The 12,297-nt window shown below is 45.8% G+C and carries 11 protein-coding genes; 6 read left to right on the top strand and 5 right to left on the bottom strand.

Going from position 1 to position 12,297, the window contains the following annotated elements; translation table 11 throughout:
* The first annotated feature begins 138 nt into the window (after positions 1-138).
* Positions 139-393: an AbrB/MazE/SpoVT family DNA-binding domain-containing protein gene (locus GON05_RS12680; protein ID WP_127457616.1), complete on the top strand. Its 255-nt coding sequence runs from the start codon at positions 139-141 to the stop codon at positions 391-393.
* Positions 394-713: 320 nt separating this feature from the next.
* Here GON05_RS12680 and GON05_RS12675 read toward each other — a convergent pair whose 3' ends face one another.
* From GON05_RS12675 to GON05_RS12660, 4 genes are read right to left on the bottom strand one after another with little or no spacing between them, the layout of a single operon-like run.
* Positions 714-1,781 (bottom strand): phosphodiester glycosidase family protein, encoded by a 1,068-nt coding sequence (locus GON05_RS12675; RefSeq protein ID WP_157319492.1) that lies wholly within the window; start codon positions 1,779-1,781, stop codon positions 714-716.
* On the bottom strand, positions 1,781-2,212 hold the full coding sequence (locus GON05_RS12670; protein ID WP_157319491.1) for a hypothetical protein: 432 nt from the start codon (positions 2,210-2,212) through the stop codon (positions 1,781-1,783). The genes GON05_RS12675 and GON05_RS12670 overlap by 1 nt, the downstream gene beginning before the upstream one ends.
* A 52-nt stretch (positions 2,213-2,264) precedes the next feature.
* Positions 2,265-3,893 (bottom strand): response regulator, encoded by a 1,629-nt coding sequence (locus GON05_RS12665; RefSeq protein WP_157319490.1) that lies wholly within the window; start codon positions 3,891-3,893, stop codon positions 2,265-2,267.
* Positions 3,890-5,716, bottom strand: coding sequence for a sensor histidine kinase (locus tag GON05_RS12660; RefSeq protein ID WP_157319489.1), 1,827 nt, complete (start codon positions 5,714-5,716; stop codon positions 3,890-3,892). The genes GON05_RS12665 and GON05_RS12660 overlap by 4 nt, the downstream gene beginning before the upstream one ends.
* A gap of 158 nt (positions 5,717-5,874) precedes the next feature.
* Here GON05_RS12660 and GON05_RS12655 point away from each other — a divergent pair, with 158 nt between their 5' ends.
* The 5 genes from GON05_RS12655 to GON05_RS12635 all read left to right on the top strand — a co-directional run bounded on the left by GON05_RS12655 (position 5,875) and on the right by GON05_RS12635 (position 11,442).
* Positions 5,875-6,759 carry a carbohydrate ABC transporter permease gene (locus GON05_RS12655; RefSeq protein WP_127457581.1) on the top strand — a complete coding sequence of 295 codons (885 nt, stop codon included), beginning with the start codon at positions 5,875-5,877 and terminating at the stop codon, positions 6,757-6,759.
* Positions 6,759-7,595 carry a carbohydrate ABC transporter permease gene (locus GON05_RS12650; RefSeq protein ID WP_127457582.1) on the top strand — a complete coding sequence of 279 codons (837 nt, stop codon included), beginning with the start codon at positions 6,759-6,761 and terminating at the stop codon, positions 7,593-7,595. The genes GON05_RS12655 and GON05_RS12650 overlap by 1 nt, the downstream gene beginning before the upstream one ends.
* A 165-nt stretch (positions 7,596-7,760) precedes the next feature.
* Positions 7,761-9,080, top strand: coding sequence for an ABC transporter substrate-binding protein (locus tag GON05_RS12645; RefSeq protein ID WP_157319488.1), 1,320 nt, complete (start codon positions 7,761-7,763; stop codon positions 9,078-9,080).
* A 112-nt stretch (positions 9,081-9,192) separates the two neighbouring features.
* Positions 9,193-10,422 carry an MFS transporter gene (locus tag GON05_RS12640; RefSeq protein ID WP_157319487.1) on the top strand — a complete coding sequence of 410 codons (1,230 nt, stop codon included), beginning with the start codon at positions 9,193-9,195 and terminating at the stop codon, positions 10,420-10,422.
* A 42-nt stretch (positions 10,423-10,464) separates the two neighbouring features.
* The gene (locus tag GON05_RS12635; RefSeq protein WP_246239075.1) at positions 10,465-11,442 is read left to right on the top strand and encodes an NAD(P)/FAD-dependent oxidoreductase; all 978 of its coding nucleotides are present in this window, start codon (positions 10,465-10,467) and stop codon (positions 11,440-11,442) included.
* On the opposite strand, the gene GON05_RS12630 is transcribed toward GON05_RS12635, so the two are convergent.
* Positions 11,439-12,158, bottom strand: coding sequence for a DUF2161 domain-containing phosphodiesterase (locus GON05_RS12630; RefSeq protein ID WP_157319486.1), 720 nt, complete (start codon positions 12,156-12,158; stop codon positions 11,439-11,441). The genes GON05_RS12635 and GON05_RS12630 overlap by 4 nt on opposite strands.
* Positions 12,159-12,297 lie beyond the last annotated feature (139 nt).

The raw sequence follows: 12,297 nt of genomic DNA, 5'->3' as shown, positions 1-12,297 counted from the left end.
AATAAAAGAAATTTCGGCTTTTAATTAGAAGGAGTTTCTTGACCAACGGCGAATAGTATTCCCTATCAGTCCGTATAGATATGCTAAGCCCACACGCGAGCATAGAAAATGATAGCGGAAGAGAGGTGAAGTCCTATGATGAAACCAGCCGGAGTCGTTCGTAAAGTCGATCAATTGGGACGTATTGTTCTACCTAAATCGTTACGTAAACGATATCAGATGAATGAAGGGGATCCTGTCGAGATTTTGGTACAGGGTGATCATATCATTTTGGAGAGATACCGCCCGAAATGCGTATTTTGCGGCAGTATGGAGAGCGTGAGTGAATTCAAAGAACGTTACATTTGCAGTACTTGTGTAACAGAAATGAATGTACTTAAAGTGAGAGCCTAATAGTGAAAAAAGCATCGTCTTTCCTACATGGAAAGCGGTGCTTTTTTTTCGTTCAGCCGAACGTAAAAAGACCACCAGAATGAGAAATTCCGATGGTCTTTGGTAAACTTACAGGCCCTTAGTTTTGTCCTCGTTATAGGAAGCCGTCATCATTGCGACGAGAAATAGCACAAAAACGGAATTAACGAGCCAAAATGTTGCTGATAAGCCAAACATTGCTGCACCCCCTATAGGTTAAAGAACGTAGAAGCATATAGTTAACCTTTATTATACCCCAAACATTCTAAAAAAAATATTGAATAAAATGTGAATAAATGCGGTTATTTGAAAAATAAAAAGTTCGTAGCCAGCGGTCTCAGCTTTCCATCGGACGGGCGATTAATGACGCTTCCACCCATGACTAGTGTAGTAGAACCGCCTCCGTCAAGGTTATAGGCGTCAACAATGCCTAGCTGCTGCATCTTGTCCTGAAGCTCAGCCAGCGTTGCTCCTGAGTTGCCGCTTTCATCATATCCGTCAGTCACGATGAACAGCAGCTGGTCGTTCTTGTAATTGGCCATCACGGTTCGGGCCGCACGCGCCGGCGAGCTCTGCCACTGATACGGGATGGTCGCTTTGGCTCCGTTCTTGAGGAGCGTCGGAACGAAGGTCGAACCCATCAGCGGATTCAGCTTGTCCAGGTCAGCTTGGGAGCTGAACTTGCCGCCAATCAGCTGGCGGTCTTTATTCAAGCCGATGAAAATCGTATCGTTTTTCGTCGGGAAGAAGCCGTTTAAGTACTTGCCGTTCATCACTGTCGTGTCGAGCGGGTAGCGTTTGCCTTTGCTGTCATCGGCAAAACCTCCTGCGTTCACCCCGGCAATAGCCCCGTAGCGTGACACAGCTTCCAAAGTGGTCTCGCTGGAGCCCATTTTATCCTTGCCCAGAACAAGCTTAATGGCTTTATCGCTTTTAAGGTTTACTTTAAGCGCATAACCTTTGTAGTTATTTTCACTTAAAGCAAACAGTTTCAAGTCGATATTCCCCGATGAGGCTTGGCGAATGGGACTGCCAAGCTTCGCGGTAATCCGCGCATCATAGATGATGCCGGGCTTAGTGACTTGGGCTGTGGCACTTTGAAGGGCAGCGGTGACTTCGGCTGTGCTTTTCTCATACAGTTCAAAATATTTCTGAATAATCGTCTTGGTTTGTGCTGCATCCGTCGTTGCTTTGGTCAGCAAGCTGTCAAGCGTAGAGGATTCTTGCTGAAAGGAGACCGGAACTGCAGGAGCAGTTGACCATGGATGAATAGGGATACTCGCGGTAACGAAAAGCAGCCAAATCAACATGCCCACGAACGGGGCGCAAGCCAGTAGAAAGACGCGATTGATACCTTGAATGGTTGTCATTATTTCAACACATCCAGGTTCTTTTGCAGCTCATCGAGCTTCTTCTTCACATCAGCCAACTGGGTGTAGAGCTGGTTGCTGTTATCGGTCTTGCTGTTGGCGCTGTCCTTCGTGAAGGCAAGCAATTCATTCAAGGAGTCTACCTTGGTCTGTAAAGCTTTCATCTCTGTTGAAACGTTGTCTTTCAAGTCAGTCACTTGCTTCTGATAATCTTCCTGCACGACTTGCAATTGCTGCTGGGTTTGCTGTGCGATATCGGTTGCGATTTGTTGTCTTAAATGCTCTGTATACAGCATGGCTGCTGCCACTCCGATTGCGATCAGCATGACCCAACCAAGAAACAAGTAAACGTACGTTTTTCTTCCAGCTTTTGTGGCTTTGGCCGCGCGAGGGAAGGAATTCGCTGTTGTTGTCTCGATTTGCATACTCATGATAATCACCTCTGTCTCCTAGTATAGCATATTCCCTATTTTATACAGAAATTTAGATGGAATTCGATGTTTTTCGATATTCATTGGGGGTAATCCCCTCTAATTTTTTGAAAACTTTGCTGAAATATTTCTCATCCTGATAACCGACCATTTCGGCCACTTGGGAAATCCGAAGATGCGGATTGCGCAGCAGAACCTTCGCTTTGCTCATGCGGATCTGGCCTAAATAATCCGAGAGGTTCACCTCGAATTCCTGCTTGAATTTGCGGGAGATATATTCGCGGCTCAGGAAAAAACGACTCGCTATTTCCTGCAAGGTCACATCTTCGTGATAATGATTTTGGAGGTATTCGGCAATTTCGAAAATCACATTTTTGTCCTTGTGCTGATTCTCAAGCAGCATCTTGGATATGTGCACGATACTCCGTGTAAGCTCCTGCTGCCACTGCGAAAGAGACAGAATCCCCTGCTCGTCAAGCGGTACAATGAAGCTCGTTGGCTCATCCGAGAGCATCTCCTTGACTTTGTCCTCACTAATGCCGGAGAAGAACTGCTGCACCCAGCGACGTTTCATGACGGTGTACTCCCGCCACCACAGATCGAGCTGTTCCAGCGTAATGACCTCGCTTAGCTTGACGGTGTCCATCCATTGCTGGATAGCTTCCTCAATCTGCTCTATGCTGCCGCTGCGGATAGCCAGATTGATTTTCTCCTCATATTGGGTGAAGGTTAGCGCAGCTTGAGGGGCTTTGGCAGGCTTCAACATGCTGTGTATCCAGGTGTCCCTAGCTTTCAGGTTGCGTTTGCGAAGCGCATCGCGCGCTTCTTGATAGGATAAGGTCACATCAGCAGGGAAAACATGCAAGCGGCCGATTCCAAAATCAACGCGTGTGTGCAGGGTAGTGCGCATGCCTTCATTAATTTTTTCCAAAAACGCTTCAGCCCCGAGGAGATCCTTCCATAATAGAAGAACAATTTCCGTGTCGCTGTGCCAATGGCGGAAAGCGTAGCCGCGGCCATCCGTCGTGAGAAATTCATTACAAATATTGATGAGCGAGAAAAATAAAAGGTCCATGTTCTGGCTGAACTTATTTTTGACACTGCGCTCCATGGTATCTAGCGATAAAATGGCAACCCGGCATTCGTTAATGTTCCGCGTTAACTGAAGTTCTTTATCGAGCTGCTCAGCGGCGCTCTCATACGTGGAAGGTTCCGCGATGATGCCGGAAAGAAGCTTGTCCCAATACATCGGCTTAATCGTATTCATTTCAATATTCAGTTCGCGATTGGTTTGACGAAGCTCTTCATCCTTGGACCAAGCCTGGATTGCTTTATCCAGCGCTTCATTCAGTTGATCCGGATCAATGGGTTTCAGGATGTAGTCTGTTCCTCCATATTTCAAGGTATGGCGCAGTAAGGAGAAATCGTCATGACCGCTGATGACAATCGTTTTGGAGCTTGGAGCATTCGCTTGCAGCCACTCCAGCAGCTTCACGCCGTTCATGATGGGCATCATCATGTCTGTCATAATGATTTCAGGTTGGTGCTGGACAATAAGCGCGGTGGCGGATTCGCCGTCCGGCGCTTCCAATATAGTATCAATACCGTGCTGCTCCCAGTTCACAAGCAGTCGGATGGCATCACGTACATGTTTCTCATCATCGACTAGTAAAACTTTCATCGGTTAACTCCCTTATTCATCGGGATATGGATGACGATTCTTAACCCCCGGGGCTGCGCATGTTCAATGTCAAGAGTAGCGTCATCTGTGAAATACAATTTGACTCTAGTTTGCACATTGCTAAGCCCAATGCAGGCCTCATCGCCCGTGGAGGGGGCATTCAGCCTGTTTCTAATTTCGCGTAAACGCTCCTCCGAAACGCCAATTCCATTATCCTCAACCATTATTTCTAAAAATTCATATTCTTCCTCTATGCGTTTGGATGCTTGAATTCGCAAGAGCCCATCTTCAGCTGCGCTTGGATTAAAACCATGTTTGAAATAATTTTCGACAAGCGGCTGAATCATCATCTTGGGCACTGAGATGGCTTTGGTGCCTTCTTCGATGTCATAGACGATCTGGAATTGATGTTCAAAGCGCTGCTTCTGCAGCTCCAGATAAGCTTTAATATGTTCAAGTTCTTTGCCCAAAGGGACGACGGATTCGTTCGTATTCATGCTGTAATGCATCATTTTGGCCAGGGAAGCGATTAAAGCATACACTTTGGGCGCATTATGCTGCAAAGCTAGCGTACCTATAGATTGCAGCGCATTGTTCAGAAAATGCGGATTGATCTGAGCTTGCAGCGCCATAAGCTGATTGGACTTGTTCGCAAGCTCCAGACGGTATTCGCGCATGACCATTTGATTCAAATCCTGCATGAGGCCGTGAAAACGATTAGCTAGAATGCCCATTTCATCGGTGCGCGTCAATTCGATATCTTTATGCATCTGGCCCAGTTGAACCTGACCCGCTTGAATGCGCGTGATATAACGGATCAATTGCTTGATCGGTTCTGTAAAACGAATGGAAATATAAATCGTTCCACCGATAACGATCAACATGAAAAAAGTCAGGACCAATGAGTTGATGAGTGTTAACTGTTTGGCATTTTTGGTTAATTGATCATAGGGAAGACGTTTGACAATCGTCCAGTCGACATAGTCCGTTTTCATTTTTTCAAAAACATTGATGCCGGCGTAAGGCCCTTTGTTCCATTCATACGAGCCCTTATCTAATGTGCTGTGAATCGCTTCATTACCCCAGCTGCCTTCAAGCCGCTGCCCCCATTTGGAAGGATCCGGACCGAAAACAATATTGCCTTCATTATCTAGAATGTACAATTCTTCTGTATCATGCGTGTACAAGCTCTGGGAAATTTCCGATATCAGATCCAAATGAAGATCAATGATAAGTTCTCCAATCGATGTGTTGTTCGGTGAGTACATCAGCTTGCGATGCATAGACAGGACAGGTGTTGGAGCAGAATACACGTTAATTGCAATATTGTAACTGTGATTCATATGAGTGGTTTCAAAATAAACGGTTTTGTCTTCTGGAAAAGGACGCAAAAACTCATATTTCCCGGTTGTACTTCCTGTGAAGTCGTTGCTCGACAAAAAGGAGCGGTCGCTCACAGAAGCGTATAAGTAAACTTGTTTAAACTCCTTAACGGCATGCGACATGACCTGCAGCCCGCTTTTGATCACTTTATCACTCATATAATCGATATCCCGCTCACGTTCCAGAATATCGTATAATTGTCCGAGCTCTGACAAATGCTGACCTGTATAGATCGTCGTGGATGCTTGGACAACCCCATTTAAATAGTTTAATATATTCAATTTCGCTTGGGAGATGAGGGCCGAATTGTTGGTGATGGTATCTTCGGTGACTTTTTCCTTGGTGAATATATAGGAGACTACGATGGAGGTAATGAACGGAACGAGTGTGGCGATCAATAGAAAAAGGATCAGCTTGTTGCGTATGCTGTGACGAAACATGTCGAATCAACTCGGTTTCTACGTGGACTTTTCACCCTATATTGTAGCAGTAGAGGTCAACAAATTCCACCTAATGCATCACGATTATCTGTGTTTCAGGAGGATAAAGGTATTTATACTATAGGTTATAGTTACCTAATCGTAAGGGGGAAATTCCCATGAAACAGAGCAAGGGGTTATCAGGACTATTACAGCAATGGGTGTTTATCGGACCTGCGTTCCTATTTTTCGCGCTCATTGTAGTAGTTCCTTTTCTCATGAGCATTTATTATTCATTTACAGAGTGGAATGGTGTCACAACAAACGTGAAATTCAACGGATTGGACAATTTCAAGCACCTTCTATTTGATGACAAGGATTACCGCAACGCTTTCTGGTTCACAACACGGATTACCGTAACGGATGTTATTCTAACGAATGTCGTCGGATTCCTGTTGGCGCTGCTGCTCACACAAGCGTTGAAAACGAGAAATTTGCTGCGCACCATTTTCTTCATGCCGAACGTTATCGGCGGACTTCTGCTAGGGTTCATCTGGCAGTTTATTTTCGTCAAAGGCTTCGGAACACTGGGCGAATTGACGAACTGGAGCTTTTTCCAACTGCCTTGGCTGGGCGACGCGCCTACGGCTTTCTGGGCGATTGCGATCGTTAGCATTTGGCAGGGTGCGGGCTACTTAATGATCATCTATATTGCGGCGCTGTCCAATGTGCCCAAAGATATGATCGAAGCGGCATACATTGATGGAGCGACCCGTTTTCAAGTACTTAGAAGTATTATTGTTCCGCTCATTATGCCGGCGGTTACGGTATGTCTGTTCCTGACCATTTCGTGGAACTTCAAAATGTTTGACTTGAACTTCTCCTTGACCAAAGGCGGACCGTTCAACTCCACAGAATCTGTATCGATCAATATTTATCAAGAAGCGTTCCGCAACAATAACTATGGCTTAGGAACAGCGAAAGCATTAGTGTTCTTCATTGTAGTGGCCATTATTTCGACCATCCAAGTGATGTATACGAAACGCAAGGAGGTTGAAGTGTAATGGAAACAGTCAAAAAATATTCCGGACGGTTATTCACGCTTGAAGTACTGGGGATCCTGATCGCTTTGCTCTTCCTGGTTCCGTTCTACTTTGTTATTGTTAACTCGCTCAAAACATTCCCGGAGCTCGCTGCCAGTACGGCAAAGCTTCCGCAAACGTTGTATTTTGATAATTATAAAAAAGTATGGACGATCATGAAGTTCCCTAGCGCATTCATGAACTCGTTGATCATTACGGTTTTCAGTAATATCGGGCTAGTCGTTATTAGTTCTATGGCTGCGTATCGCATGGTACGGAAGCCAAGTAAATTCAACAATCTTGTCTTCTTGGCCTTCGTTGCGGCGATGGTCATTCCGTTTCAGTCCATTATGATCCCGTTGGTTCGTGTAGCGAGCAGTGTCGGACTGATGGACAGCAAGATAGGTTTAATTATTTGTTACTTTGGTTTCGGTGTATCCCTAAACGTGTTCTTGTTCCACGGTTTTATCAAATCCATTCCGCTTGAAATCGAAGAGTCGGCTACGGTGGACGGCTGCTCGCCTTATGGCGTGTTCTGGCGCATCGTGTTCCCGTTGTTAAAACCGATGTCTACGACGGTCGTAATTTTGAACAGTTTATGGATTTGGAACGATTATTTGCTGCCATCTCTTGTGCTAAACAGTCCCGATCTGCGAACCATACCTTTGGCGACGTTCTCCTTCTTTGGTCAATATACGAAGCAATGGGATTTGGCCTTGGCGGGTCTAACACTTGGCGTTCTACCGATCGTTATTTTCTTCCTGGCTATGCAGAAGCATATTGTTGAAGGAATCACGGCAGGCTCAGTAAAAGGGTGACATATTTAGTAGGAAGTTCAAAATCTTCCACCTTTATGTTCAATATCCTCTGTGTTAAGGGTTCAAGAAAGTGTTTACAATAAACCATGTAAGCTGATGACGAGGGAATGAACGGCCTGTTATCAGGGTAAGCTGAGTAAACAAAAAAAGGGAGGCTTCACCTCAATGAAAAAATTAACGATGATCAGTATGGCTGCTTTGCTCACACTTTCTGTGGTTGCAGCTGGCTGTGGTAAAAAAGAAGAGACACCTGCGCCTGCTGCTTCAGCGGGGACATCAGCATCCGCAACACCTGCTGCGGCCGGTAAACCAGTAACGATTAAAATGTTCCAATTCAAAGTAGAAATTGCTGACCAATTGGGTAAATTGGTAGCTGAATATCAAAAGCTGAATCCAAATGTGAAAATTCAAATTGATACGGTAGGCGGCGGCGCAGACTATGGCGCAGCTTTGCTGGCGAAGTTCAACTCCGGCGACAAACCGGACATTTTCAACAATGGCGGCTTCTCGGATCTTGATAAATGGATCGACAACCTGGAAGATCTCTCCGATCAACCTTGGGTTGGTGACCTTGTAGACGTGGCGAAAGAGCCAATGACCAAAAATGGTAAACTATACGGCCAACCGCTGAACCTTGAAGGTTATGGCTTCCAATACAATAAAGATTTGTTCGCGAAAGCTGGTATTACTGAGCTGCCAAAAACAATCACACAGCTGGAAGATGCCGCTAAAAAGCTGCAAGCTCAAGGGATTACCCCTTTTGAAACCGGATATGGCGAGTGGTGGGTACTGGGCAATCACTTCGTAAACCTTCCTTTTGCTTACCAGAAGGATCCAAATGCTTTCATCGATGGCTTGAACAAAGGAACAGCGAAAATTCCTGGTAATGAGCAGTTTAATCAATGGGTGAATTTATTTGATCTTCAATTGAAATATGGGAATAAAAACCCGCTGCAAACAGACTACAACACACAAGTAACTGATTTTGCAACAGGCAAAGCGGCTATGACACAGCAAGGTAACTGGACTCAAGTTCAAATTTCCAAAACGAACCCGGACATTAAAGTTGGCTTCTTGCCAATGCCGATCAATGATGATGCTGCATCGAACGACAAATTGTTTGTTGGTGTTCCTAACAACTGGGTTATCAACAAAAACTCCGCTGTGAAAGACGAAGCGAAGAAATTCCTGAACTGGATGGTAACGTCCGATGTGGGTAAAAAGTATATCACAGACGAGTTCAAATTCATCCCGGCTTTCAAATCCATTCCTGCTGACGAGAAGGTACTTGGACCATTGGCTGCAGACATTATTACTTACAGCAAAGCTGGTAAAACACTGAGCTGGAACTGGTTCAAATTCCCTGGCGGCGAAGCATCCAGTAAAAAATTCGGCGATATTATGCAAGGTTATGTCGCGAAGAAGTATACGAAGGACCAAATGCTTGATGAATTCCAGAAAACATGGGATAGCTTGAAGAAGTAATACGATATTGGATAGAAATAGAGCCTCAGCGCCAAAGCTGGGGCTTTTTGCCGTTTAACAGAAGGATGGGAGGGCTGTTACAATAAGGAAGACAGAGGAGCGGGGGGCTACGATGGATTTACGATTCAAGACTTGGTTACAAAGCAGAGGGAATTCGCTGCCGCAAGAGAAAAGATTGACACGCGAAGCGATCATTTCACTCATTATTCATTCTACTTTTCAATTCGGCGCTTCGATGTCGGGTGTGTTCCTGAACTTGTATCTATGGCGTTTGACACACAGCGTAGCCGTGAATGGGACTTACAGTATCATCGTTTACATTTTGACACCGATTGGGTTCGCCCTTGGCGGTTGGATGATCAAAAAGAAAGACAGAATGGTCTCGTACCGCTTAGGCATCATGCTGATCGGTTTATTTTACTTGAGTGTGATTATTGCGCAAGAGGCGCTTGTGAAATATTATGTAGCGTTCGCCATTTTCAATGGTCTCGCTGCTGCTTTTTACTGGGTAGGTTATCTGACGCTGATGTACGATGTGTCAACCGAGCAGAATCGTATTCGCTATCTTGCTTACAATATGATTTTCTTCACGATGGCTTCTCTGGCAGGACCGGCGCTTGCCGGGTTTATTATCCGTTTGAAAGAGGGCTTAAGCGGCTATACCATCGTTTTTGGCATCGCATTTTGTATGTTTCTACTTGCAGCCTTGATTTCTATGAAAATAAAAGCTTCCAGCGGACATCATCGCGTGTATTATTTAAAATGGACTGGGCTCATTATGAAAAAAAATCGAGACTGGTTAAAGGCTTTGCTTGGTTTTTTCGGGATGGGCTTGCTCCAAGGGACGATGTTATTCCTTCCGAACATTCTCTTGTTTCAAGTCATGCCGCGGGAAGATATCGTAGGCTATCTAGGCGTGCTTTACTCCAGCCTAAGCATAGCCATGGGCATGTTTATTTCCAAATATGCGCAAGGCAGCAAATCTCGTTTGTATCTAGCGATCTCCACGATTGGGTATCTGGTCGGTGTGTCGCTTTTATTAGGAAGTATCACGATTTGGACTGTTGTAGGATTTATGATTTTATATTCGGTTTTTTCGCCGCTGCAAGGCAACACCATGACGGGTTACTATTACGGGCTCATCGCTAAATTGCCGCTCAAGGGCGAATTGAAAGTCGAAAGCGTTGTCGTTCGAGAGCTTTTTCTAAACGTAGGGCGTGTTATTTCTATTTTTTGCTTCATTACATTTGGCAGTGATTTGGAAGGCGGGATGATTCCATGGATTCTGATGATCGCCTCTCTCACGCAATTCGCTTTGGTCTGGTCCATTAAGAATCGTTAACATGAGCATGAAAGCGCCCTTGCCCGGTTATCCTAGGGATAGATGATAGGAGAAGAGGGACTTCAGGTTATGGAACAGTATGACAGTATAATTGTTGGCGGAGGCATCGCAGGACTTCAGGCGGCTATTCAACTCGGCAGGTATGAACACCGCGTTCTTGTGATTGATGCCGGCTATGGCAGGTCGACCTTGTGCAAAAGCTATCACAATCTTTTAGGTTGGCCAGATGGTGTTTCAGGTGAAGAGCTTCGCAGGCTAGGAAGGCTGCAGGCCGAGAGGCTGGGGGTAGCTTTTGCCCAGGATGAAGTTGTACAAGCGGTGAACAAAGGAAAGCCGGGTGATGGCTTTGAGTTATGGGGGAAGTCTGGTCAAGGATATGAAGCGCCGACGCTGCTGCTTGCAACGGGATTGATGGATCGCATCCCTGAGATTCCAGGGTTAAAGCCCTGTCTCGGATTAACGATTTATGTCTGCCCGGATTGCGACGGTTATGAAATAAAAAATAAAGAGACGATTGTGATGGGTTCAGGTGATGTCGGAGCCGCAATGGCACTGAAGCTCAGCCTTCGCACGGATAAGCTGACTTATGTTAACCATGGCTTGTGCGCTGTAAAAGGCAGCCATTTGGAAGAGCTTAAGAAAAAAGGGATCACTTACATAGCGGACGATATTCAAGAGGTGCTTGGGCAGGAAAATGGGCTTTTTGGAGGGCTTGTGACCGTTAATGGGAAACGTCTGCAAGCGGAGCGCGGATTCATTGCTTTTGGTGGAAATGAAGTGAAATCGGATCTGGCTCGCCAACTAGGAGCGGAACGATTGGAAAATCGCCACATCATGACAGATGCCCGTTCCAAAATGACCAGTGTGCCGTTCCTCTGGGCAGCCGGTGACGTAGGTGTACATGCGGAGCAGGTCACGATTGCGATGGGTGAGGGCGCACAAGCCGCGATCTGGATGAACAAGGTGCTGCTCATGTTAAAAGAAGAAGCGAACGCTCATAAAGTGGTCGTTCGCTCTTAAGAATTTGGTGCTTCAGCAGGGGAAAAAGCAGTCGTAACGTGAACGTAGTCCGCCAAAGCTTTTTCACCGAGCGGAGTAATGTGATAGATGCCGCGGCTTTGGCGAACGAACCAGCGATAGTAGTTTTTTTGGAGCAGGGAACTAACGGCTTTGTTATTCGTCAGGTCCCGCAGCTTCCGCGGACTGAGAGGTCCATGCTCACGCATCAAATAGGCGCAATGCAGCGATTTCTCACGATAAGCGGTCATTAGCTTTTGCTGGGAGCTGCCTCCTACGTTGTAGTCGCCGCTGCGTTCATGAAATTCATTGACGACCTTTAAAGCTGCTCTTTTGTTATGGCGTAATGTATAAGGTGTTGGCTCGCAGACGAGATCGACTGCGGGTTTTTTGCGTTTGTAGAATTGTACGGTCAAGACACCAAGTCCCAGCATACGGCAGAGACGCCGGATATCCTCCCACTGCAAGCGATGTGGAGCTTTCCCTTTGTTAGGCAATTCGAAAGCGACATATACTTGCTCCGTTAGACGAAGGCGGTCGATACCTTGCACAAGAAGCGGAATGTTAAAGCTTTTTTTGAGCTCTACGACGATAGGGGGCTCATCCCCGCGAATGGCGACTAAGTCACAATGTTTCACTTCTCCGCGAACGGCATAGCCGCGCTCTTCGAAATATTGTTTCACCGGAGCGTAGAGCTCCGTTTCGGTTTGAATGGGCATGATGGATATTCTCCTCCTACTTGCGATGAAGGCAGCGTGTATCATTATAGCACAGGTTTTGTTAAAATAGGGGAAGAAGTACTTGTACGTACATCTTGGGATGGCTGATGTGATCATGTGTGATGGAGTGAAGTTTGAG

The sequence above is a fragment of the Paenibacillus anseongensis genome, assembly GCF_009757995.1.
In the GTDB taxonomy this organism is placed as follows: Bacteria; Bacillota; Bacilli; order Paenibacillales; family NBRC-103111; genus Paenibacillus_E; species Paenibacillus_E chondroitinus.
The sequence above is the reverse complement of the archived record's forward strand: the minus strand, read 5'-3'. Positions and strand labels throughout refer to the sequence as shown.